Annotated in this window: 19 protein-coding genes and 1 riboswitch; of the genes, 12 read left to right on the plus strand and 7 right to left on the minus strand. The window is 42.0% G+C overall.

All coding sequences use genetic code 11. The annotated features are described in order from the left end of the window. The first annotated feature begins 91 nt into the window (after nt 1-91). The 4 genes from plsX to ACLFKQ_RS11475 all read left to right on the plus strand — a co-directional run bounded on the left by plsX (nt 92) and on the right by ACLFKQ_RS11475 (nt 3,809). A complete protein-coding gene (gene plsX, locus ACLFKQ_RS11460; RefSeq protein ID WP_448999942.1) occupies nt 92-1,147 on the plus strand; it encodes a phosphate acyltransferase PlsX in 1,056 nt (351 codons plus the stop codon). 98 nt (nt 1,148-1,245) lie between these two features. Then, on the plus strand, nt 1,246-2,244 hold the full coding sequence (locus ACLFKQ_RS11465) for a beta-ketoacyl-ACP synthase III (protein WP_448999943.1): 999 nt from the start codon (nt 1,246-1,248) through the stop codon (nt 2,242-2,244). A gap of 219 nt (nt 2,245-2,463) precedes the next feature. Then, nucleotides 2,464-2,537: riboswitch (Glutamine riboswitch) on the plus strand. Between the two features lie 32 nt (nt 2,538-2,569). Continuing rightward, a complete protein-coding gene (locus tag ACLFKQ_RS11470; RefSeq protein ID WP_448999944.1) occupies nt 2,570-2,938 on the plus strand; it encodes a DUF4278 domain-containing protein in 369 nt (122 codons plus the stop codon). A gap of 208 nt (nt 2,939-3,146) precedes the next feature. Beyond that, a complete protein-coding gene (locus tag ACLFKQ_RS11475) occupies nt 3,147-3,809 on the plus strand; it encodes an IS1 family transposase (RefSeq protein ID WP_448999945.1) in 663 nt (220 codons plus the stop codon). A gap of 48 nt (nt 3,810-3,857) precedes the next feature. On the opposite strand, the gene ACLFKQ_RS11480 is transcribed toward ACLFKQ_RS11475, so the two are convergent. From ACLFKQ_RS11480 to ACLFKQ_RS11500, 5 genes are all read right to left on the minus strand, one after another. Continuing rightward, on the minus strand, nt 3,858-5,597 hold the full coding sequence (locus ACLFKQ_RS11480) for a diflavin flavoprotein (RefSeq protein ID WP_448999946.1): 1,740 nt from the start codon (nt 5,595-5,597) through the stop codon (nt 3,858-3,860). A 100-nt stretch (nt 5,598-5,697) separates the two neighbouring features. Then, the gene (locus ACLFKQ_RS11485; RefSeq protein ID WP_448999947.1) at nt 5,698-6,210 is read right to left on the minus strand and encodes a phosphate-starvation-inducible PsiE family protein; all 513 of its coding nucleotides are present in this window, start codon (nt 6,208-6,210) and stop codon (nt 5,698-5,700) included. Nucleotides 6,211-6,294: 84 nt separating this feature from the next. Continuing rightward, entirely contained in the window at nt 6,295-8,025 is a 1,731-nt protein-coding gene (locus ACLFKQ_RS11490; RefSeq protein ID WP_448999948.1) for a diflavin flavoprotein, read from the minus strand. 80 nt (nt 8,026-8,105) lie between these two features. Beyond that, the gene (locus ACLFKQ_RS11495) at nt 8,106-8,402 is read right to left on the minus strand and encodes a Mo-dependent nitrogenase C-terminal domain-containing protein (RefSeq protein WP_448999949.1); all 297 of its coding nucleotides are present in this window, start codon (nt 8,400-8,402) and stop codon (nt 8,106-8,108) included. 302 nt (nt 8,403-8,704) lie between these two features. Beyond that, nucleotides 8,705-11,440 (minus strand): bifunctional acetate--CoA ligase family protein/GNAT family N-acetyltransferase, encoded by a 2,736-nt coding sequence (locus ACLFKQ_RS11500; RefSeq protein WP_448999950.1) that lies wholly within the window; start codon nt 11,438-11,440, stop codon nt 8,705-8,707. 539 nt (nt 11,441-11,979) lie between these two features. On the opposite strand from ACLFKQ_RS11500, the gene pflB reads away from it, so the two are divergent. Then, complete coding sequence (pflB, locus tag ACLFKQ_RS11505) at nt 11,980-14,208, plus strand: formate C-acetyltransferase (RefSeq protein ID WP_448999951.1); 2,229 nt, start codon at nt 11,980-11,982, stop codon at nt 14,206-14,208. Between the two features lie 95 nt (nt 14,209-14,303). On the opposite strand, the gene ACLFKQ_RS11510 is transcribed toward pflB, so the two are convergent. After that, on the minus strand, nt 14,304-14,924 hold the full coding sequence (locus tag ACLFKQ_RS11510) for a 4Fe-4S single cluster domain-containing protein (RefSeq protein ID WP_448999952.1): 621 nt from the start codon (nt 14,922-14,924) through the stop codon (nt 14,304-14,306). Between the two features lie 390 nt (nt 14,925-15,314). Here ACLFKQ_RS11510 and ACLFKQ_RS11515 point away from each other — a divergent pair, with 390 nt between their 5' ends. The 5 genes from ACLFKQ_RS11515 (at nt 15,315) to ACLFKQ_RS11535 (ending at nt 20,716) form a co-directional block, all read left to right on the plus strand. After that, a complete protein-coding gene (locus ACLFKQ_RS11515; RefSeq protein WP_448999953.1) occupies nt 15,315-15,788 on the plus strand; it encodes a universal stress protein in 474 nt (157 codons plus the stop codon). A gap of 80 nt (nt 15,789-15,868) precedes the next feature. Then, on the plus strand, nt 15,869-16,618 hold the full coding sequence (gene pflA / locus ACLFKQ_RS11520; protein ID WP_448999954.1) for a pyruvate formate-lyase-activating protein: 750 nt from the start codon (nt 15,869-15,871) through the stop codon (nt 16,616-16,618). A 113-nt stretch (nt 16,619-16,731) separates the two neighbouring features. After that, on the plus strand, nt 16,732-19,368 hold the full coding sequence (adhE, locus tag ACLFKQ_RS11525; RefSeq protein WP_448999955.1) for a bifunctional acetaldehyde-CoA/alcohol dehydrogenase: 2,637 nt from the start codon (nt 16,732-16,734) through the stop codon (nt 19,366-19,368). A 157-nt stretch (nt 19,369-19,525) separates the two neighbouring features. Beyond that, complete coding sequence (locus ACLFKQ_RS11530) at nt 19,526-20,326, plus strand: HAD-IIA family hydrolase (RefSeq protein ID WP_448999956.1); 801 nt, start codon at nt 19,526-19,528, stop codon at nt 20,324-20,326. Nucleotides 20,327-20,560: 234 nt separating this feature from the next. Beyond that, nucleotides 20,561-20,716, plus strand: a complete 156-nt coding sequence (locus tag ACLFKQ_RS11535) for a four helix bundle protein (protein ID WP_449000344.1) — start codon at nt 20,561-20,563, stop codon at nt 20,714-20,716. Nucleotides 20,717-20,796: 80 nt separating this feature from the next. Here ACLFKQ_RS11535 and ACLFKQ_RS11540 read toward each other — a convergent pair whose 3' ends face one another. Further along, the gene (locus ACLFKQ_RS11540) at nt 20,797-21,171 is read right to left on the minus strand and encodes a nuclear transport factor 2 family protein (protein ID WP_448999957.1); all 375 of its coding nucleotides are present in this window, start codon (nt 21,169-21,171) and stop codon (nt 20,797-20,799) included. Nucleotides 21,172-21,348: 177 nt separating this feature from the next. Here ACLFKQ_RS11540 and ACLFKQ_RS11545 point away from each other — a divergent pair, with 177 nt between their 5' ends. Beyond that, nucleotides 21,349-21,933 (plus strand): endonuclease dU, encoded by a 585-nt coding sequence (locus ACLFKQ_RS11545; RefSeq protein WP_449000345.1) that lies wholly within the window; start codon nt 21,349-21,351, stop codon nt 21,931-21,933. Between the two features lie 225 nt (nt 21,934-22,158). Continuing rightward, nucleotides 22,159-23,667 (plus strand): UbiD family decarboxylase, encoded by a 1,509-nt coding sequence (locus ACLFKQ_RS11550; RefSeq protein ID WP_448999958.1) that lies wholly within the window; start codon nt 22,159-22,161, stop codon nt 23,665-23,667. Nucleotides 23,668-23,782: the final 115 nt, after the last annotated feature.

The following is a 23,782-nucleotide window of genomic DNA, read 5'->3' on the forward strand; positions in this document are numbered from 1 at the left end:
TCTGAAAATAGATATTAATGATGTAGATAATATGTATAGAGATTGACCCTAAAACTGTTAAAATTTGTAAGGCTTCTCTAGAATTTACTAAATGGTATTTAAACGTCCGACAATCGCAGTAGATGCTATGGGGGGAGATTATGCCCCTGATGAAATCGTAGCTGGAACCATACAAGCTTCAACCGAACTCGATGTAAATATTTTGTTGGTAGGAGATGAAGAAAAGATCGCATCCTCAATTAGCCAACAGGGTAGCGTCAATACTTCTCTAGTCGAAATAGTACCTACCAAAGAAGTCGTAACCATGAAAGAAGAGCCTCTGATGGCAATTCGTCGCAAACCACAAGCTTCGATTAATGTAGCGATGAATTTAGTCAAGCAAAAACAGGCTCAAGCGGTAGTTTCTGCGGGACATTCGGGAGCGGCAATGGCATCTGGTTTACTGCGTTTAGGACGTTTGAAAGGTATCGATCGCCCCGCCATTGGTGCGGTATTTCCCACTATCATACCAGGCAAATCGGTAATCGTACTGGATGTGGGGGCTAATGTAGACTGTCGTCCCAAGTACCTCGAGCAGTTTGCTTTGATGGGAACGATTTATAGTAGATACGTTTTGGGTACCAAAGAACCCAAATTAGGACTGCTCAACATCGGCGAAGAAGCTTCAAAAGGTAATGACCTGGCTCTACAGACTTATCAATTGTTAGAGTCAAATTCTAGAATTCCTTTTGTAGGTAATGCCGAAGGACGGGATGTTTTATCGGGAGAATTTGATATTATCGTCTGCGATGGTTTTGTCGGTAACGTACTGCTCAAATTTGCCGAAGCAGTAGGGGAAGTAATGCTGCAAATTATGAAGGAAGAACTGCCTCGTGGCTGGCGTGGTAAGCTTGGAACGGCTTTTCTCAAGCCGAATCTCAGTAGGATCAAACAAAGAATTGACCATGCCGAACATGGAGGAGGTTTATTGTTTGGCGTATCGGGGGTGTGTATTATCAGCCATGGTAGCTCGAAAGCACCGACAATCTTTAACGCCATTCGTCAGGCGAAAGAAGCAATTGACAACCAGATTTTAGAGAGATTTAAGGAATATAACGAAAAAATAGTTACAGATGTCGAAGATGTAACCGAAACGGCCGTGAGTTAGTGTAAACTCGGCAAAATCGGAGTAAGCCGCCGAACTCGCGTCGGCAGCCCGCTCTAAATTTGTAAAAGCTCGATCCCAAGCAGTAAGGGGGTAATATATTGAATCATACGGAAGCAGGTATTGCAATTACTGGATGTGGTTCGGCTACACCAAAGGCTATTTTAGACAACGACCATTTGAGCCAGATAGTTGAAACTTCTGACGATTGGATTAGTAGTAGAACGGGGATGAAACGCCGTCATATTGCCGGTAAGGGCGAATCTCTCTGTCAATTATCGGCGATCGCCAGTCAAAGAGCAATCTCAATGGCAGGAATTACTGCCACCGAGATCGATTTAATCATTTTGGCAACTTCTACTCCAGACGATCTATTTGGTAGTGCCTGTAAAATTCAACATCTAATTGGAGCGACTAGGGCTGTCGCTTTCGATTTAACTGCCGCCTGTTCGGGCTTTGTCTTTGCCTTAGTTACCGCTACCCAGTTTATTCGTACTGGTATGTATCGGAATGTTTTAGTGATTGGCGCCGATGTTCTTTCTCGTTGGGTGGACTGGCGCGATCGCAATACCTGCGTTTTGTTTGGTGACGGTGCCGGGGCAGTAGTTTGTCAGGGTACTGCTGAAGGCGATCGCCTGTTAGGTTTTTCCCTGTACAGCGACGGCAGCCAAAATAACTGTCTCAATCTTTCCTATCGGGGGCAAACTCAGTCTTTAGTTGCCGATATTACTATCGAAAGCGGTACTTATCAGCCCATCACCATGAATGGAAAAGAAGTTTATCGTTTTGCTGTAGATAAAGTTCCCGAAGCGATTGGCAAAGCGATGTTTCAGGCCAATCTTTCGGCGGCGGAGATCGACTGGTTGCTGCTGCATCAAGCCAATCAGCGCATTATGGATGCCGTAGCTAAACGCCTGAATATTCCTCAATCCAAAATTCTTAGTAATATTTCTGAATATGGCAATACTTCTGCGGCTTCGATTCCCCTCGCCCTCGATGAAGCCGTCAGACAGGGTAAAGTCAAGCCAGGAGATGTGGTTGCCGTTTCTGGTTTTGGGGCTGGCTTAACTTGGAGTTCGGCAATTTTTCAATGGGCATAATTAGGGCATAATTAGGGTAAATAGCCAGTAGCGATCCCGATAATAGTTAGAGCAGCAAAGTTTTAGCTTGAAACATTTATCCTGTAAAAAAATTTCAAGAGCGCACTTTTTCGGGGAATTCTACAGCTTCTAGATAAGGACTGCAATCTAGGACAAAGGGTATAGCAATTCCCTCAAATTGTTGAGTATCATAAAAATATAATTGTCTGTAACTATCAAATCGTTCATCTTTATCCAAACTATTAGGAAAGACGGAAGTAAGGAATTACTTAAATATCCTGAAGGAACGCGCCTCATAATCGACACGATAACAGAGGTGATATTTATGAAACTCACTTATCGGGGAGTTAAATATAGCGAAGCAGTCCCTAAACTATCCACACCAGCAACAGCAGTAGAAAATAACCAGATTATCTATCGCGGTAATCCTCAACCAGCGAGAATCAATCCTAAGTTTCCCTGGTGGAAATATATTAGACAGCTAGTAGGAAGATCCGAATCTAAACCAGTTTTCGATCCGATAACCTTTTGGTACGACCACAAACGACAATTTTTAGATGAATGTTGGTATCTAGACGATCTAGAAAGACTCGATCGCTGCTGGAGTTTAACAGTAAAAATAGAACGGCTTAAAGCTTTAAAAGCCAAGCAAAAAACGAAATTAAAATATCGTGGTGTTACCTATTATCGATAACGGCAACTGAACGATCGCCGAGAAAGCAAGAAAAGTAAAATATTTCGGAGGCGATCGCTCTAACCTTCCTAGTCGGGTGTTGCAGAATTGAAGCGGGCATTTCGCAGGTTGAAGAATAAATGTAGGGTATTAATATGAAGAGTTTGGTAGTCCTAAAAAGGAAAGGATAAGGGAAGATAGCAAGTAGTTCGATCTTGAAAGTTCATTCATGGCAGATTCCTTGTTATCTTGTCCAACTTGTGGTTCTCAGGCGAGCGTTAAGAATGGTCAAACCCGCCATGGAAAACAAAATTACAAGTGTAATGATTGTGGTCGTCAATTTGTGGAAAATCCACAATGGAGAAGTATTCCAGAAGAGACTAAAGTTCTGATTGACCGATTACTATTAGAGAAAATTCCCTTAGCTGGTATTGCCCGTGTGCTCAAGATTTCTGAACCTTGGTTGCCAAACATTGCTGAGTTAGATGAACTCCAAACTTATGTAGATCGAAAGAAAGATAAGATTTGGGTGTGGACGGCAATCAATCATTATCTTCCAGGAATTCTAGCAATCGAGATTGGCGATCGCAGCGGTCGAACTTTTAAGAGACTTTGGAGGAGAATCAAAGCTTGGGATAGCAAAAGGTACTTAACCGATGGATATTGTGTCTACGCTAATTACATTGACTCCAAGAAGCATAAAGTACTTCCGAAAACTCAGTTAACCAGAGTCGAAGGAGAAAATACGCGACTCAGACATTATTTAGCGAGGCTCAAACGACAAACCTTGTGTTATTCCAAATCTGTTTCGATGTTGCGCCATTCGCTAAGATTACTAATGCACTACTTAAAACTCCAAAAAATACCGCTACCCTCAGTACCCAACCTCTAATTCTGCAACACCAAATTTCGCTCACCTAAGACGGCCTCAAACATCGGGTTAATAATAACTACCAGACTTACGATGTTGGATGGCAGTAATGCCATTGTTTTCTAAAACTTCACCACTATCGACTACTGCATAAATTAAAGTGCGATCGCCAGTCTTTAAACGACTTTGGACGGTACATTCCAAATAAGCTAGAGCTTCTTCGATGATGAGGCAACCGTTGCTGGCGGTTTTGGTAGTTAAGTTGTCAAAGCAATTACTAGGACTAGCGGAAAAGTTTCTTCTCACATTTCGTGCTTCATTGAGGATATTTAACACCAACTTATCTCCCGGTTCGTTGAGGGATTCGGCATTTTGTTCTGGGCAAACTGCAATCACGATCCCAGGAGGATTAAAAGTAGCTTGAGATACCCAAGAAGTGAGTACGCCGCTATGTTGATGGTTATTGCAAGTAGTTAGCACGCAGAGAGAACCGACAATTCTACCTACTGCTTGTTCGGTGCGATCGATTTGGGTTTCGGTGACTGGCTGACGAGGAGTACGCAGTCGCTTGTTTTTTTTCAATCTTTGAGCGAATTCTTGACCTCCTTGGATACATTCTTTCAGTTCGATAGTAGTAGGACTAAAACGCACGCGGATAGGATCGAACCCAAAAGTGAAATGAGCATCCCTGAGTTTAGTCTCTAAGACATCAATCGCTTCACCACTCCAACCATAAGAACCAAAAACAGCTGCTAATTTAGTTTTGGCTGCGTTAGCCAAGACGATTCCTAGGGCAGTTTGAATTTGAGTTGGTGCATGACCTCCCAGTGTTGGCGAACCAATGATAAAACCATCACAAGTTTTAACAGCCTGAGCAATTTCTTCAGTCGAAGCGAGTTCACAGTTAATCGATTCTACCGCTACTCCCGACTGGAGCGAGCCATGGGCGATCGCATTAGCAAGATTTGCGGTGTTACCATAGGCAGAAGCGTAGAGAAGAGCTACCTTAAATTCTCGATCGGTTTGTTGTTGGCACCATTGTTGATAATCGTAGCTAAAGCGACTGAGGCTATATTTGATTAAGGGACCGTGAGCGGGAGCATAGATTTTGCTCACCAGAGGAGCTAATTTAGCTAAAGCAGTTTCTAACTGTTTGGATTGGGTAGCGTGGAGACAGTCAAAATAGAAACGGCGGTCTAGATCTAACTGTTTCCAGTGTTCGTCAAAAACGGCTTCCTCGCATACATGTGCCCCAAAGAACTTATCAGTATAGAGAATTTGGGTTTGGGGATCGTAGGTACATAAGCCATCAACCCAACGAGGAGTAGGAACGCTAATAAATTGTAGTTGATGTCCCTGTCCTAAATCTAAAGTATCGTTGTCTCTGACTACTCGAATACGAGACTGTCGTTCGGGAAATATTAAAGCAGCTTTGAGGGCATTAACCGCTGGTTTGGAACAAATAATTTGTGCTTGAGGTACTTTACCAACCAAGACTTCTAAGGTTGCCAGCCGATTGGGATTGACGTGCTGTAAGATAATGTAATCTAACTTTTGCCAATCGAGATGACGTTCTAAAGTTTCTAGATAAATTTGCGTAAAAGATTGTCCTGGCGGATCGATTAAGGCAGTTTTATCTGCTTCAATGAGATAAGAATTTGAGGTCGTACCTTTTTGACGGGAATATTCAACTTCAAACTTCAATCGCTCCCAAGTACGCGATCGCAATACTTGAGTATTAGTGCTAATTGTTGCTACTCGAACATCTCTCGGTCTAGCGGGTATAGATTTAATAGTTGTTTGTAGCATAATTTTTTGCGGTTTAGGGGTTTGAAAATTTAGGAATGTCAAATTATGGAAAAAGTAAAGTAAACAGTCAAAAGTAAATCACCAAGCTAACTACCAATCACTAACGACTAATAGGCTGTTTACCGTTGACGATCTTTTGTTTGTATCGCTCAGATACTTTTTGTTCGGGATCGATGCCTTCAAAAGTCGGAGGTATCCACACTCGGACTACTAACAAAACTGCTAAAACGAGTAAAAAAGAACAAGTTGCTAATACCTGATTCCATGGAGTTTCGAGAATTCCTTTGACAATGATTTCTCTTAAAACCGAAACGATGGAAACTTCGACGGCGACACCAATAGAAACACGACGTTCTTGCAAGTAAATGATTAATAGGCGAAATAATTCGACTAAAATCAGCAAAAACAAAATATCAGCGGTTACTCGGGGAAAATTCAGTGGCGGCAGTAGAGATACGAACATCTCTCGTAACTGAATTGCCATAAAGCAAAATAAACCGATGCAGAGCGAGATGATAATCGAATCTTGAATGAATTCCAAAATTTTGATTACACTACTGCTATTCAGTAATTTATACCAGGGTGTTGATGGAGTGTTGGCAAGTTTTTCCATGAGATTAAGAGTGAGAGATCGCGACGAGACTAGGGAACAAAGCAGAGGAGGCAGTTAAAAGCTGATAACAAATGACTTAATAACTTAGTAATGATTCCCTATCTTGCGATGGTGAACGGCAGTCAAAGCATCTAGTTTGGCAACTCTGCCAGCTTGCACGATACTATAGACGATCCAGTGATCGCTGCATTCTAAGCGACTTTCAACTTGGCATTCAATGTAAGCTAGAGATTCGGCAATAATTGGCGAACCATTATTAGCAGGTACGGTTTTAACTCCTGCAAAGCGGTCTGCACCAGGGGGAAAACGTTTGAGAAAATGTTTGATTAAGTGCTGATAATTGCCTTCTTCTAAGACATTCAACACGAAACGATCGCCAATGTGTAAGAAAGATTCAATCGCCCGATCTTTAGCTACTGCGATCGCAATTCCCAAAGGAGATAAACTAGCTTGGGTTACCCAAGAAGCCACCATCGCGCTGGAAATCTCTCCTTTTTGGGCGGTGATGATGTATAAACCATTGCTAATTCTGCCCAAGGCTTTTTGCAAACTGTTATCAATGGCTTTGATTTGTTTGACAGTGCGATCTCGAGTCAACCATTGACCCAGATCGGTACCAGCTTCATCGCAGATTTGTGTGATTACTCGATCGCTAGATTCTTTAACTAAAATTGGGGGAAAAGCTTCGGTTAAGCCGATTTCTTGGAATTTATTTCGTAAAGGATAAATTGGTTCATCTTCACCACCGCCAGTTTCAAATAAAGCGATCACTTGTTTACCCTGTGCGGCTGCTAAAATGGTACTGAGAATCGCCTGGGCTTCTGAGTCTGATTGGGGTAGCATTCCTAATACTAACCCCTCCGCTTGCTCGACTAATTCTCTGACTTCTTGAGGTTCGGTATCGTTCCAATGGACTAATTCTACTGCTACTCCGGTTTTAGTAATGCCATGAGCGATCGCACGAGCGAGTTCGTCACTATAGCCGTAATCTTCAGAATAAAATAGCGCCACCAAAGTATCAGTTTTGGTTTGTGCCTGACTCCATTGCCGATAGCGATCGACTAATTCGTCACGATGGTACTGTACTAAAGGTCCATGTCCCGTGGCGATGGTATCTACTTCGAGTTTCCCCATCCGTTTGATGGCAGCTAAAACCGAACGGGCGTTGGGTTTCATCAAGCAGTCATAGTAATATTCAAAGTCTGCCTCGATTAATTCTAAATTTTCATCAAAAGTAGGCTCATCGCAATAGTGCATCCCAAAAGCATCGCAAGTATAGAGAATTTGGGTTTTGTTGTCGTAGGTAAAGATGGTATCTGGCCAGTGCAAATTGGGAGCCGAAACGAATTCTAAGTAATGCCCATTGCCCAAATCTAAGCGATCGCCATTTTTAACGGTCTGATGTTGGAAGGGTTGATGCACCATATTTTCTAAAAACTGAATCGCCACCTTTGCCCCGATTACCGTAACTTGGGGTGCTAACGCCAAGATATCTTTAACCAAACCACTGTGATCGGGTTCGGTATGACTGATAATTAGATAATCTAATTGAGATAGATCGATTAAACTGGTTAGTAGATCGAGATAAAGCTGGCGAAACTTAGCGTGAGTTGTATCGACTAAAGCTAGTTTTTCTCCTTGAACGATAAAAGAATTGTAGGTCGTTCCGTTTTGCAAGCCAAATTCAATATCAAAGCGATCGCGATCCCAATCTAGACAACGAATTGCCGTAGTCTCTGGTGCTAGTTCGACGGTTTGGAGGGTCAGTCTTCCACTAACTTTAGTCGTTCGATCGGTATTAATGAGTGCAACCATAAGTGACTCCTAGATAAGTACTCTAAATTTTCAATAACCGAACCTTGCTAAAAGATTCCAATTGTTAAATTTTGGTTGGATTACAAGCAATAAGAGGTAACATCTTCATCGCACGAGTCGGCGAGAAAGCACAGTGCGCGAAATCGCAATCCCATCAATTGCTCGTATAAAGGATTGAATTTACACAATGCTGGAATCCGGAAAATAACTTTACCAAACACCTGTATTTCTCTGGCAAATGGACATTGACTGGGAATCAATTTAACGATGCGTCTTGCTGTTTGAGCTTCTTGGATTTCTAAACCATCAAGCCATTGTTGGAGAAATTGCCAAGGATTTAGAGGTTTTTGGTAAAAACTTTGAATTAGATCGGTCATTTTTTAATCTGTTCTGCTTAACTTTTATTACCTATTAATAAGCTAACAGAATTTTATAAGAACTTTTATATAAAAATATTTTATAATTAATTGACAAAGCTTATCGTTCAATGCATTTAAAAGTATCTAGTTGAAAACCGAGCTTACAGCGATTTTTAGTTGAGTAAAATACAATCGATCAGTAAAACGACACGAACAACCGAGACGAAATTGAAGAGAGCGCGATGTTGGAGTGAGCCTCTAACATCGCGCTCTGTGCCTTCTGTCCGATCGCACCTAAATGTAGTATTTCGGTTTTTATTTCATACAAGTTCGAAATAGGCCTTGACTAGATCCATATTTCTCTGAAGTTTAAAACCTACTTTGCTACACAAATGTTGCATAGTATGATTTTCGGGGAGAATTTCAGCACTGATACCGGATAATTGTTCTTGCCGACCGATATCGAGCAAGGTCTTTAGTAATTCTGTACCCAAACCTCGACCCTGATGACGATCGCTGACTAACATACCAAACTCTGCTTCATTGGTGCCGTAGATTTTACTCAAACGACCTACTCCTAAAATCTCGCTTTCTCCCGTATTGGGATCGAGGTAATCGGCTACTAATGCCATTTCGCGATCGTAATCGATAAAACAAATCCGTGTTAGTCGTTCGTGAGCCACTCTGGCTTGTAACCCGATCAGGTGAAAATAGCGGAAATAAACGCTTTCTTCCGAAAGGGTTTGGTGAAAGTCAACAATCAGTGGCTCGTCTTCGGGACGAATCGGACGAATGGTTACTTGTTTACCATCGTTTAACGTCCAATATTTTACATACTGGGTAGGATAGGGACGAATGGCAACCCGCGGAAGTTTCGACTCGTGAGTCTCTCGGTCGTGGAGGACAACGCGAGCATCTAAAGCCAACAGGTTATTTTCTGATACTAATAGAGGATTGATCTCGATTTCCTCGATCCAGGGTTGTTCTACAATTAACTCGCTGAAACGCACCATTAATTTAGCTAGGGCGGTTAAGTCTACCGCTTTTCTACCTCTAACTCCCTTAAGGGCTTCATAGATGCGAGTTTGTTCCATCATCCTGCGTGCTAGAGTGGTATTGAGCGGCGGTAAAGCTAAAGAGCTGTCTTTAAATACTTCTACTAACTGCCCCCCAGTTCCAAATAACAACACTGGTCCAAATTGTGCATCGATACTGCTACCTACGATTAGTTCGTAGCCATCGAGTTTGACCATTGGCTGCACGGTAACGCCGAGAAAGTGGGTTGGTTCGACGGCTTGTTTAATTGAATTGTAGGCATTGATGACGGCATCGGCATTATTGAGGTTGAGATGTACTCCACCCACATCGGTTTTGTGGGTAATGGTTTCAGAGTGGAGTTTGAGAACTACTGGATAACCAATTTGATTGGCTATTTCTACTGCTCGTGCTTCACTTGTAGCAATTTCAGTAGTTATAGTAGGAATATCATAGGCAGTTAGTAACTGTTTCGATTCATATTCTGTCAGTAAAGTGCGCCCCGTATCTCTAACTCGATTTAAAATTGCTGCTGCTCGAGCGCAACTACTACGATTGTGACCATTGTCATTGGCTGCTAATACTGGAGTTTCATACAAACCCTTAAGGTTATAGCTATAATTCCACATCAAGTTAAACAGATGGGCAGCCGTGTCGGGATAGGGCATGGTATAAATCCCTGCACGGTTGAGAATCATTTCTCCTTCGGTAACATTTTCTCCTCCCATCCAGCTAGCTAGTAGGGGTTTGCCATTTAATTCCTTAACGGTTTCTTGCAATTGAGTTGCTATTTTGGTGGCATCAGTCATCGCTTGAGGAGTAAGGATGACTAATAGACCATCACTGTTATTATCTGCTGCTGCTATTTTTAAAGCTTCGGTATAGCGTTCTGCCGTAGCATCGCCGAGGATATCAATCGGATTGTGGCGACTCCAGTGAGCAGGTAAGACTTTATCTAACTGAGTGGTAGTTTCGGGAGATAATGAGGTTAAAGCTCCTCCTTCTCTAATTAGGGCATCAGTAGCCAATACTCCCGGTCCACCAGCATTAGTTAGAATAGTCAAGCGTTTGCCCTTAGGACGAGGTTGCTTGGCTAGCAATTCAGTCATATTAAATAGGTCTTCGATAGTATCGACTCGCAATACGCCACAACGACGAAATGCTGCATCTAAGACATCATCGCTACCGGCTAAGGTACCTGTGTGTGAAGCTGCTGCATCGGCTGCCGCACCAGTACGTCCCCCTTTAATTACGATAATCGGTTTGGTTAATGCCACTTCTCTCGCTGCCGAGAGAAAAGAGCTAGCATCACCAATAGATTCCATATAAATAGCAATGCTGGTGGTAGCTGGATCGTCACCAAGATGATAAATTAAATCGCCCCAACTGACATCAAGCATCGAACCGATAGAGACAAAAGTACTAAAACCGACGTTTTCTTGGAAACTCCAGTCTAAAATTGCCGTACATAATGCCCCACTCTGACTGATAAAACCCACATTACCGGGACGTGCCATAGTACCGGCAAAGGTAGCATTTAGACCATTGCTGGGATTCATCAGTCCCAGACAATTAGGTCCGATAATCCGCATTTGATGACGACGAGCTTCAAATAAAATTTGCCGTTCTAACTCAATCCCTACCGTACCAATTTCTTTAAATCCTGCCGAGAGGATAATTACTCCTTTTACCCCCGCGGCGGCACATTGACGAATCACCGTAGGGACTGTGGCAGCTGGAGTAGCAATGACAGCTAGATCGATCGCGCTGGCAATAGCAGTTATATCTTGATAGGCTTTAATCCCGAGAACATTATCCCGCTTGGGGTTGACGGGAAATACCGTACCGCCAAAAGGATTACTAATTAGATTCCAAAGTAAAGTTCTGCCTACGCTACCGGGACGGTCTGTCGCACCGATAACGGCTACAGTTTTGGGAGTAAAAATTCTGTCTAGAGGTCGCCGTCGATAGTTGGTAATATCATGAGCGGGATCGACGGTCAGATTCATATAGATGGTCATAGACTTGTTTGCGAGTTTTAATGTAGGGTAAGCTCGATTTTTCCCTTCGATTATAATCAATTAATTTTTTTTAAAATGTTTGCTATTTTGCTTTTAATTTTTTATTAATGTTCGTCAGTATTTTTTATGATTCTTTTATGTCACAAAACTCAGTGAATATTCTAGTCTAAGAGAGCAAGAGTAAAACAAGACAAATGTTGTTTATTTGGGATAATATATTATTTTTACCTTTTGTAAACTGAGTTGTAATAGTAGTTATGGTACTGTTAATTTAGAGGTGTAAGCGAGACAGAGGGAGAAAGAGTCCTAACTTAAATTACTAATAACTTATCTAGAGATTCTAAGCAAGCTGCTATCGAACTACTGAAAAAAATGTACTCAAATGTACTCAAAAATTCTAGTAATTAAATTTTAAAATAGATTATTCGATCGATTCAACCTTACTTTCAACGATGACTAATTTCGTCCTAAGAATAATTCAAGTAATTTGGTAACTTAGGTCACAAAAGCAAGTGGAAATATAGGAGATACATCTGATTATGTTGCAACAATGGAAAGGTTTCGTTTCAGGTAAATGGTCGGAAGAAATTAACCTCCGCGATTTTATACAGCAAAACTACACTCCCTATGAAGGAGATGGATCGTTTTTAGCTAGTACCACCGAAGTCACACATCAGCTTTGGGCAAAAGTTAAAGACTTGATGGCAGTAGAGCGGGAAAGAGGTATTTTAGATACAGATACCAAGATGCCTGCTTCCATTACCGCCCACGCCCCAGGCTATATCGACCGAGACTTAGAAAAAATTGTCGGCTTACAAACCGATAAACCTCTAAAACGGGCAATTATGCCTTTTGGTGGCATTCGGGTGGTTAAAAGTTCTCTTGAAGCTTATGGCTATCAGTTAGATCCTCAAACCCAAGAAATTTTTACCAAATACCGCAAAACTCATAACGATGGAGTTTTCGATGCCTACAGCCGCGAAATGAAATTGGCACGGCATTCGGGAATTATTACCGGTTTACCCGATGCTTACGGTAGGGGTAGAATTATCGGCGATTATCGTCGGGTAGCTTTATACGGTTGCGCTCGCCTGATTGCAGACAAGCAAGCACAGCTATACTCTCTAGAAGTAGATACTTTCGATGAAGAGATAATTCGGCTAAGAGAAGAAATTTCCGAACAGATCCGCGCCCTTAAAGAACTAGTACAAATGGCGGCTAGTTATGGCTGCGATATCTCTCAACCTGCAGCCAATGCCAGAGAAGCAGTACAGTGGACTTATTTTGGCTATTTAGGTGCAGTTAAAGAACAAAACGGTGCGGCAATGTCTTTGGGTAGGGTTTCTACTTTTCTCGATATCTATTGCCAACGAGATTTAGATAATGGCGACGTTACCGAAGCCGAAATTCAAGAACTCATCGACCATTTCGTAATGAAACTGCGGATGGTACGTTTCTTACGTCATCCTGCCTATAACGAACTGTTTTCTGGCGATCCTACTTGGGTAACTGAATCCATTGGCGGTATGGGAGAAGATGGCAGAACTTTAGTAACTAAAAATAGTTTTCGTTTCTTAAATACTCTATATAACTTAGGAGCCGCCCCGGAACCAAATCTTACCGTTCTCTGGTCGGAAAAATTGCCTGTCGGCTTCAAACGCTTCTGCGCTAAAGTTTCTGCCGATACCAGTTCGATTCAATATGAAAACGACGATCTGATGCGTAGCTACTACGGCGATGATTACGGGATCGCTTGCTGCGTATCGGGAATGCGAATTGGCAAACAGATGCAGTTTTTTGGTGCCAGGGTCAATTTAGCCAAAGCTTTACTCTATGCCATCAATGGCGGTAAAGACGAAAAAGCTGGGGAACAAATCGCCCCGATGTTTGCACCGATAACTTCGGAATATTTAGATTACGAAGAAGTAACTGCCAAATTCGATTTGATGATGGGTTGGTTGGCGAAACTTTACGTCAACACCCTCAACGTCATCCACTATATGCACGATAAGTATTGCTACGAAAGGTTAGAAATGGCACTGCACGATCGCGATGTCTATCGGACGATGGCTTGTGGCGTAGCTGGTTTATCGGTGGTAGGGGATGCTTTATCGGCAATTAAATATGCCAAAGTTAAAGTGATTCGCAATGAAGATGGCTTGGCAGTAGACTACACCATTGAAGGAAATTATCCCAAGTTTGGCAACAACGACGAGCGCGTGGATAAAATTACCGCCAAACTGATAGAAGACTTTATGAACAAAATCCGCCAGCACAAAACCTATCGCGGTGCAGTTCCCACCCAGTCAATTCTGACGATTACTTCTAACGTCGTCTATGGCAAGAAAACCGGCAATACTCCCGACGGACGCAAAGCCGGACAACCCTTTGCCCCTGGCGCCAACCCGATGCACGGACGAGATACCAAAGGCGCGATCGCTGCCCTGGAATCTGTAGCCAAGCTGCCTTACGAACACGCCCAAGACGGTATTTCCTATACCTTCTCGATCGTTCCCGAGGCATTAGGCAAATCTGAAGACAGCAAAATTAATAACCTCGCCGGAATGTTAGATGGTTACTTCCACGACACGGGACACCATATCAATATCAACGTGTTAAATCGCGAAACTCTAATCGATGCCATGGAACATCCCGAACTCTACCCTCAACTAACCATTCGCGTCTCTGGTTATGCGGTCAACTTTATCAAACTTACCCGGGAACAACAGTTAGATGTGATTGGTCGTACCTTTCATAAGAGGGTTTGAAGCCAATTAGACAACAAGTCGGTAAAGATTATGTTAGTGGTTAGTAGTTAAGTTAGTAGGAAAACAAAAAACTACTAATTACTAACAAAAATCCATCATTCTGATAAAGAACCTCGAAAACCAGTAATAATTCGATTACCGTCTTGAAGAATGTGTATTTCTATTTGGTCGCTTGCCCAATCGAGTTTATCTTTTAGCTCGGGGTTAAAAATATGAACTTTTTGATTACAAGAAGAAACCAAGGAATTGGGATCGTTAACTGCTAGCGATTTGACAAAGGCACCATCAATTAAAATATCGAGTTGGGCGAGCAATTCTCGACTGCGAGCGGGAGCATATTCTGACTGCAATCTCTCTAAAGTAAAGCCAGTAAAAGACATTACATTTAGTCCAGCTGCTTTAACTTTTTTGGCTACTTCAGTTAATGCTGTTGCTTGCCAAAAAGGTTCTCCACCAGAAAAAGTTACTCCAGTATTTTTAGGATTATTTAATATTTTCGTTGTCAGTTGTTCGATGGAAATTAATTGATTAATCTCAAATGACCAAGATTCGGGATTGAAACAGCCATCACATTCTCGCTGACACCCTTGTAACCAAACTACTGCACGGCTACCAGGACCATTAACTTCCGATTCGTCAACATAACCCATAATATTCAGGTGTCCTGGGGGAATTTCCAGCAATTGCAAATAAGGATCGATTTTGGTTTTACTCATGCTATTTTATTTGCTAGGTTTGACAATAACTAATTTTAAACTACATAAATTATCAAAATAAATTTTGATGATAATTTTGATAAAAAATGACTGATGTTTGTAATATTATACAATCTATTGAGAAAGCACAAATTATTATTAAAATTAAGCATAAAAGTTAAGCACAAAATTCAAAATTTGCGCGATCGCTAAATCCGCTACAAATTATCTAAATAAAATATTTACTTAGTTAAGATCTCAAAAAAACCTTAAAAATCTGCTCTATCCTCCAGATTTTTTTTATGATGAGATTAAGTCAAACAAATTGTCTTTCATCTTCGTACTGCGATCCGGGCAATTTGAAAAACCCAGAGCATAATTCGAGCGATTATCACCTACCGGAGCCGAGCGATGTATCACAAAATTCTTGTTGCCTTGGATGATAGCCAACTTAGCCAGAAAGCCTTTGAACAAAGCTTATTGCTAGCTCAGATGTTTAATGCTGAATTACAGTTACTCAACGTTATTTCTCCAGCGGAGGCAGAATATCGTAACCAAGTCTCTCTAGCTGGCAGTGGCTATTACTCTGACAATATCGATGAAACCGCACAACAAGAATGGCAAGTTCGAGTAGAAAGTAAATTAGATTATTTACAATCTCTAGCGGAGAAAGCGATGCGAGCTGGAGTTTCGGCAGAATTAGTTCGAGAAATTGGCAAACCAGAACATAAAATCTGTCAATCTGCCCGAGAATGGCAAGCAGACTTAATTGTAATTGGCAGTCACGGTAGAAAAGGTTTGAACGAATTGCTTATGGGTAGTGTTAGTAACTATGTCTCTCACCACGTTCCCTGTGACATAATGCTCGTCCATCAGTCAAGTTAAATTAAGACGATAAACTTGCTCGTAGTCTTTTGTTTTTCGTACTTGGCAATCGCTGACTAATGACTATAAATTATTAATCGATGACAACAACTTCTCAATCTCAAACCAAAGGTAAAATTCATTCAATTGAAACTTGTGGCACGGTTGATGGTCCTGGTATTCGCTATGTAATTTTTACCCAAGGATGTCCCTTAAGATGTCTCTACTGTCACAATCCTGACTGTCGCTATCCCGATGGAGGGAAAGAAGTCACAGTTGAGAAATTAATTGCAGATATCCAAAAATATCGTTCTTATATGAAGTTTTCTGGTGGAGGAGTAACCATAACTGGTGGCGAACCTTTAATGCAGCCGGAGTTTGTCGGTGAGGTTTTTCGCCGTTGTCAAGCATTAGGAATTCATACGGCTTTAGATACTTCTGGTTATGTCAAATTAGCTACGGCAAAAACTATTCTAGATTATGTAGACTTAGTATTACTCGATATTAAATCTTTCGATCCTAAAATCTATCGTCAAGTAACCAGTGTATCACTCCAACCAACTCTCAATCTAGCTCGCTATTTAAGTGAAATTGATAAACCGACTTGGATCCGATTCGTCTTAGTTCCCCGACTTACCGATCCACCTGAAAATATTAGAGGTTTAGCTAAGTTTGTATCTAGTTTGCATAATGTCGAAAGAGTAGAAATTTTGCCATTTCATAAAATGGGAGAGTATAAATGGGAAAGGCTGGGTTACGACTACCAACTCAAAGATACTCCGCCTGCATCTCCAGAATTAGTCGCCATGGCCAAAAATATTTTTCAAGAATACGGCATTAAAGTTTATTGATCTTGTCTCGATCTGTTGTTTTTTGTCATTCGTTCTTTGTCCTTTGCAACTAAAGACTAGTGACGAATGACTAATGACCAATGTCTAATAACTATTAACACTTAAACATCGATATGAAAGTTACCAACATAGAAGAACTAAATCTCCTGATTCAAAAAGTCAAAGCCGCTCAAAGTCAATATGCTAGTTTTACTCAACAACAGGTAGATAAAATATTCAAACAAGCTGCTTTAGCTGCTAACGATCGCCGAATTCCTCTAGCCAAATTAGCGGTTAAAGAGACCAATATGGGGCTAGTAGAAGATAAAGTAATTAAAAATCATTTCGCTTCAGAATTTATCTACAACAAATACAAACACGAAGCTACCTGCGGTGTCATTGAATCTGATTCTCACTACGGCATTCAAAAAATTGCCGAACCAGTGGGAGTTCTGGCGGGAATCGTACCGACAACCAATCCCACGTCTACGGCAATTTTTAAAGCATTAATCGCTCTTAAAACCCGCAATGCCATTATCTTTTCTCCCCATCCGAGAGCAAAAGAATGTACGATCGCAGCAGCAAAAACAGTTTTAGATGCCGCCGTAGCTGCCGGTGCACCAGAAGATATTATCGGTTGGATCGACGAACCGACAGTGGAGTTATCCCAGACATTAATGAAACATCCCAGTATGAATTTAATTCTGGCTACTGGAGGTCCGGGAATGGTTAAAGCGGCATATTCTTCGGGCAAACCATCTTTGGGTGTAGGTGCGGGCAATACTCCCGCTGTCGTTGATGAAACTGCCGAGGTCGAATTAGCCGTAAGCTCGATTTTATTGAGTAAAACCTTTGACAATGGCATGATTTGCGCTTCAGAACAATCAGTGATTGTCGTCGATGAAGTATACGATCGCGTCAAGCAAGAATTTGCCCTGAGAGGGGGCTATTTTCTATCTCCCGAAGAAAGAGCTCAGGTAAGTGCCGTGCTGGTTAAAGATGGACGGATTAATCCGGCAATAGTCGGTCAATCGGTAGCTAAAATCGCTCAGCTAGCCGGAATCGAAATTCCCGAAGCAACCAAAGTGCTGATCGGGGAAATCGATAAAGTGGGACATGACGAACCATTTTCTATTGAAAAACTTTCCCCAATCTTGGCAATGTATCGGGTAGTCGATTTTAAAACGGCAACAGAGAAAGCCGAAGAACTAATTTTACTAGGAGGACGAGGACATACTTCCGTACTTTATACAGCCTCTAGCAACAGCGATCGCATTGATTATTTTGATTCCCATGTCTCTACTGGTAGGGTGTTAATTAATACTCCTTCTTCCCAAGGAGCGATCGGCGATTTGTATAACTTTAAGTTAGACCCCTCTTTAACCTTGGGTTGCGGCACTTGGGGCGGTAACTCTGTGAGTGAAAACGTCAGCGTTTCCCATCTACTCAACATCAAAACCGTCTCCGAACGACGGGAAAATATGCTCTGGTTTCGGGTACCGCCCAAAATTTATTTCAAATATGGTTGTTTGCCTGTCGCTTTAAGAGATTTGGTGGGTAAAAAGCGAGCCTTTATCATTACCGACAAGCCCTTATTCGATTTGGGAATGCTCAAGGAAGTTACCGATGTTTTAGAAGAAATTAACATCGAACACCAAGTATTTTACGATGTCCAACCCGATCCCAACCTTTCTACTATTGAAATGGGACTGGCTAGAGTCAATACTTTTCAACCCGATGTGATTATTGCCTTTGGTGGTGGCTCTCCCATGGATGCAGCTAAGGTAATTTGGTTGATGTACGAACACCCCGAAGTGGAATTTGAAGGCATTGCCATGCGTTTTATGGATATCCGCAAACGGGTATACGAATTGCCTTCTCTCGGTAATAAATCAGAGATGGTAGCCATTCCTACTACTTCCGGTACTGGTTCGGAAGTGACTCCCTTTGCTGTGGTTACCGACGATCGCACCGGGATCAAATATCCCCTCGCCGACTATGCCCTCACTCCTCATATGGCGATCGTCGATCCCGAATTAGTGCTGCACATGCCCAAATCCCTCACCGCCTTCGGCGGCATCGATGCCCTAACCCATGCCTTAGAAGCCTATGTTTCCGTATTGGCAACGGAATTTACTAATGGACTGGCACTAGAAGCGATCGACATCCTGCTGAAATACTTACCTCGCGCCTATCAACTGGGTGCCAAAGACCGTGAAGCCAGGGAAAAAGTCCACTACGCTGCTACTATTGCCGGAATGGCATTTGCCAATGCTTTCTTGGGAATCTGCCACTCGATGGCACACAAATTGGGTTCGAGTTTCCACGTTCCCCACGGTTTAGCCAATGCGTTGTTGATTACCCACGTCATTCGCTACAATTCCACTGATGCCCCATTCAAACAGGCGATTTTTCCTCAATACGAATATCCCCACGCCAAAGAACGCTATGCCAAAATTGCTGATTACCTAAATTTAGGTGGCAACACTCTCGATGAAAAAGTAGAAAAATTAGTTGAAGCGATCGATAATCTCAAGGCAGAAATCGATATTCCTCTGACTATTAAAGAAGCTTTACCGGGAGAAGAAAGAGAATTTTACGAGCAAGTAGAAGCGTTAGCAGAACAAGCCTTCGACGACCAGTGTACGGGTTCTAATCCCCGTTACCCTCTAATTAAAGATCTGCAAGAACTCTATACTCTGGCATATCGCGGTTGTAAACTGGATGCAACTATGTATCATCCCGAACCTGGTGCAGAATTAGCAGTGTGATCCCAAAGGTCTTGTAACTAGCGAATTAAGGCGATCGCACGGAGCGAAAGCTCGATGAGTAGCTTAAAGGACTAGCCAGCCTTTAAGCTACAGACTTTATTCCCATAGTGCGCTCGAGTCTATAATCATTTTGGTTGCTGGCAAAAAAAATAATTCCATGTCACTTTTACCAGAAAAACAAGATCTAGAAAAACTACATCGCAAAACAGCATTTATTTGCGACATGGACGGCGTAATCTACCATGGAAATAAACTTTTGCCAGGAGTACTCGAATTTGTCAATTGGTTGAAAACGGAAAACAAAAAATTTTTGTTTCTCACCAATAGCAGCGAGCGATCGCCGCGAGAACTACAGGAGAAGTTACGCCGTCTCGGAGTTGAAGTCGCACTAGAGAACTTTTACACTAGTGCTTTAGCTACCGCAGCATTTTTAGCCCAGCAAACTCCTGGAGGTAGTGTCTTTGTCATCGGAGAGGCAGGATTGATTAATGCCCTCTACGAAGCTGGTTTCTCCATGAACGATACCTCCCCCGATTATGTAGTAATGGGAGAAACGCGCAGTTATAGTTACGAAAAGCTAGAACGCGCCACTCTTTTAGTACTCAACGGTGCTAAATTAATTGGCACCAATCCCGACTTAACCGGTCCTTCGGAAAAAGGTATCGTTCCTGCCACTGGTGCTTTGATTGCACCATTAGAATTAGCTACCAATTCTAAAGCTTACTTTATCGGTAAACCCAATCCTTTAATCATGCGTAACGCGTTAAAAAAATTGGCTTGTTCGCGAGAAGAAACGGCTATTATCGGCGATCGCATGGATACCGATATTATTGCTGGCATAGAATCAGAAATTGACACGGTATTAGTTCTCAGTGGAGTTACTAACCAAGAAAATCTCGATCGCTTTGCCTATCGACCAGGCTATATTCTCAATGGTGTTGGTGCTCTCGTGCCCTAATTTTTCTGACTAGTATTTTTTTACTATAGATTCAGGACTTACGCATTTGAAGGCAATTTCATTGTTTGAGCAGTGAGTCGTTCACAATTCCCCGCCGTAAACGGACGGGGATTGTAAGGAAGAGGGAAGAAGGTATAATAGACTTCTTGCATGAATCATCATTAACTAGTCAAGCTAGGGGAAAGGTCAAAGGAAAAAAGGTTTGATTATTTATTCATGCAAGAGATCTAATTTATTTGGAAACCTAGCGTCGAGCTTTGTGTTATTTGCTATCGATTAACCAAGCATTTTCCACAATCAGAACTATACGGTTTAACCAATCAAATCAGACGAGCAGCAGTATCCGTGCCATCCAATATGGTTTCTACTTTACAGAAATTATCTAAATAACCTTGTTCCCTCTTCCTTCTTCCTTATAAGATCTATGTGTAGCATTCTTTTTTAGATTTCATATGAGATGATAAGTTTTATCACTCGTTAGGCGGTGACTGCTTTTCGATGTACTCTCGCCAATAAAAAATCTTGTTGCCCTTTAGTTCAAAAATAATAGCATCTTCAGCATAGTTAAAATCTTGAGCCTGTTTGGGGCGATCGCGCCAATCCCACTCCACTGCGCCCCGATTGCCCTCGATAATGGTATTTTTAATCTGAATTTTGGTATCGGTAAATTGCTGAAAATAGTCTTGGGCTGCGGCTTTTATTTGCGATCTACCCTCAAATCTCATTCCTGGAACTACAAAAACAGCGTCTTTTGCAAAATCACTAGCGATCGCTTCAGCATCACCACTTTGCCAAGCTTCAGCTTGTCTGTAAACTATTTCTAAAACTCCGTCTTTAGTTAGCATATCAGTAGCGTAAATCGGATGAGTATTCACTAAAATTACTACGCAAGCTATAAATACAAAGATAAGATAGTTAAACTGTTTTGACGAGGCAAAAAACATTGGTAGGTAATAAATTGTGAGGTTGGTAGTTAATAGCAGCAACGAAACAGATATTAACTACATTATTTATTAATGCTGATGGAATTAAAAGATTTAATCGAACGAAATCGTAAAATTAGAGCGATCGGATTTGACGACGCACCTTTTACACGCCATCAGACAGCAAAGGTACCCATAGCAGGAATTGTTTGCGCTAATACTCGTTTTGAAGGTATGGTTTGGGGCGAAATCCAGCTCGATGGCTGGGATGCAACTGAGGTTATTAGTCAGCTATTGCTGGGAGGAAAATTTTTACCTCAGCTTCATTTGGTGCTACTTGATGGTATCGGCTTTGGAGGGTTTAATTTGGTAGATTTGCCCCATCTGTCAACCAGACTACAACTTCCTTGCGTAGCCGTAATGCGCCGACTTCCCAATCTGCCTAAAATGAAACAAGCTCTCTCTCGATTGAGCGATCGCGCCAAACGCATCGAACTACTGCAAAAAGCAGGAGAAATTTATGCTTATCCTCCTTTTTATTTTCAAGTGTGGGGAGAGCAGCCAGAGATAGTTGCAGCGGCTTTAAAATGCCTGACGGACTGCGGTAAAGTACCAGAAGCATTACGCTTGGCTCATTTAATTGGTGCTGCGGTAATTAGAGGTGAAAGTAGTTCTCAAGCATAATTTTAGCAGGACAATCTAATCTAGAGCTAACTGGCGGAGGTCGTCATTTATTTTTTGTCATTGGTAAAAGAACGGGTAAACATTTTGTAGTAAAATGTAGTTTATTGTTGCCGACTGACTTAGAGTTGAGATTGTAAGTTTTAATTATGGTGCGATCGCTTCAATTATCTCTACCTTTCCCGTTTCAAATCGGTTCATAATAAATAGACGGATTTTATTTTAACTATGGCTAGGGATTTACGGGGATTTATCAAAACCTTAGAACAAAGAGGACAACTAAAACGGATTTCGGCATTGGTCGATCCTGACCTGGAGATTGCAGAGATATCCAATCGAATGCTCCAGGCTGGAGGTCCTGGTCTGCTGTTCGAGAACGTTAAGGGTTCGCCTTTTCCTGTAGCTATCAACCTTATGGGTACGGTTGAAAGGATTTGCTGGGCGATGAATATGCAGCAGCCAGAAGAATTAGAAGACTTGGGTAAAAAGCTGGCAATGCTACAGCAGCCCAAACCACCGAAAAAAATTTCTCAAGCTGTAGACTTTGGTAAAGTTTTGTTCGATGTAGTCAAAGCCAAACCAGGTAGAGACTTTTTTCCTCCCTGTCAGCAGGTAGTGGTTAAAAATGAAGATTTGGATTTGAATCAAATTCCGATGATTCGTCCTTATCCTGGTGATGCAGGCAAGATTATTACTTTAGGACTGGTAATTACCAAAGACGTAGAAACGGGTACGCCTAATGTAGGTGTTTATCGCCTTCAGCTACAGTCAAAGAACACTATGACCATTCATTGGTTATCGGTAAGAGGAGGAGCCAGACATCTCCGCAAAGCTGCCGAAGCAGGTAAAAAATTAGAAATTGCGATCGCGCTGGGTGTCGATCCTTTGATTATTATGGCGGCAGCAACTCCCATACCTGTAGATTTATCGGAATGGTTATTCGCCGGTTTGTATGGCGGTAGTGGAGTCAAACTGACCAAGTGTAAAACGCTAAATTTAGAAGTTCCTGCCGATTCGGAGTTCGTTCTAGAAGGTACGATTACCCCAGGGGAAGTTTTGCCCGATGGACCTTTTGGCGATCATATGGGTTATTATGGCGGCGTGGAAGATTCCCCCTTAGTTCGCTTCCACTCTCTGACCCATCGTAAAAATCCCATTTACCTCACTACCTTTAGCGGTCGTCCTCCCAAAGAAGAAGCGATGATGGCGATCACTCTAAACCGCATCTATACACCTATTTTGCGTCAGCAAGTTTCGGAAATTACTGATTTCTTTTTGCCAATGGAGGCTTTGAGTTATAAAGCGGCAATTATCTCGATCGATAAAGCCTATCCAGGACAAGCCAGACGCGCCGCTCTCGCTTTTTGGAGCGCGTTACCGCAATTTACGTACACTAAATTCGTAATTGTCGTCGATAAAAACATTAATATTCGCGATCCTCGTCAGGTAGTTTGGGCGATTAGTTCTAAAGTCGATCCTTCCCGCGATGTGTTTATTCTTCCCGACACTCCTTTCGATACTCTCGATTTTGCCAGTGCCAAAATTGGTTTGGGAGGACGGATGGGAATTGATGCCACCACTAAAATCGCTCCCGAAACTAGTCACGCATGGGGAGAACCTCTAGAATCGGATCCTGATGTCGCAGCAATGGTAGAAAGACGCTGGCAAGAATATGGTCTGCAAGATATCGAGCTAGCAGAAATCAATGCCAATTTATTTGGTTACGACATTAAATAAACCTCGTCTACTTTAGAAAGCTGTATATCTTGAGATAGGAGTTTTATCAAGTAGGGGATACTCCTCTGAAAATAAACTTGATCTTGAGGTAGGGTTATCAGTCAGGAGCGATCGC

It is taken from the genome of Myxosarcina sp. GI1(2024) (assembly GCF_053543375.1).

Excerpts from the sequence above, each read along its gene's own strand:
- plsX (WP_448999942.1), top strand. The coding sequence starts at position 92 with ATGGTATTTAAACGTCCGACAATCGCAGTAGATGCTATGGGGGGAGAT.
- ACLFKQ_RS11470 (WP_448999944.1), top strand. The coding sequence starts at position 2,570 with ATGAAACTCACTTATCGGGGAGTTAAATATAGCGAAGCAGTCCCTAAA.
- ACLFKQ_RS11475 (WP_448999945.1), top strand. The coding sequence starts at position 3,147 with ATGGCAGATTCCTTGTTATCTTGTCCAACTTGTGGTTCTCAGGCGAGC.
- ACLFKQ_RS11480 (WP_448999946.1), bottom strand. The coding sequence starts at position 5,597 with ATGCTACAAACAACTATTAAATCTATACCCGCTAGACCGAGAGATGTT.
- ACLFKQ_RS11485 (WP_448999947.1), bottom strand. The coding sequence starts at position 6,210 with ATGGAAAAACTTGCCAACACTCCATCAACACCCTGGTATAAATTACTG.
- ACLFKQ_RS11490 (WP_448999948.1), bottom strand. The coding sequence starts at position 8,025 with ATGGTTGCACTCATTAATACCGATCGAACGACTAAAGTTAGTGGAAGA.
- ACLFKQ_RS11495 (WP_448999949.1), bottom strand. The coding sequence starts at position 8,402 with ATGACCGATCTAATTCAAAGTTTTTACCAAAAACCTCTAAATCCTTGG.
- ACLFKQ_RS11500 (WP_448999950.1), bottom strand. The coding sequence starts at position 11,440 with ATGACCATCTATATGAATCTGACCGTCGATCCCGCTCATGATATTACC.
- pflB (WP_448999951.1), top strand. The coding sequence starts at position 11,980 with ATGTTGCAACAATGGAAAGGTTTCGTTTCAGGTAAATGGTCGGAAGAA.
- ACLFKQ_RS11510 (WP_448999952.1), bottom strand. The coding sequence starts at position 14,924 with ATGAGTAAAACCAAAATCGATCCTTATTTGCAATTGCTGGAAATTCCC.
- ACLFKQ_RS11515 (WP_448999953.1), top strand. The coding sequence starts at position 15,315 with ATGTATCACAAAATTCTTGTTGCCTTGGATGATAGCCAACTTAGCCAG.
- pflA (WP_448999954.1), top strand. The coding sequence starts at position 15,869 with ATGACAACAACTTCTCAATCTCAAACCAAAGGTAAAATTCATTCAATT.
- adhE (WP_448999955.1), top strand. The coding sequence starts at position 16,732 with ATGAAAGTTACCAACATAGAAGAACTAAATCTCCTGATTCAAAAAGTC.
- ACLFKQ_RS11530 (WP_448999956.1), top strand. The coding sequence starts at position 19,526 with ATGTCACTTTTACCAGAAAAACAAGATCTAGAAAAACTACATCGCAAA.
- ACLFKQ_RS11540 (WP_448999957.1), bottom strand. The coding sequence starts at position 21,171 with ATGCTAACTAAAGACGGAGTTTTAGAAATAGTTTACAGACAAGCTGAA.
- ACLFKQ_RS11545 (WP_449000345.1), top strand. The coding sequence starts at position 21,349 with ATGGAATTAAAAGATTTAATCGAACGAAATCGTAAAATTAGAGCGATC.
- ACLFKQ_RS11550 (WP_448999958.1), top strand. The coding sequence starts at position 22,159 with ATGGCTAGGGATTTACGGGGATTTATCAAAACCTTAGAACAAAGAGGA.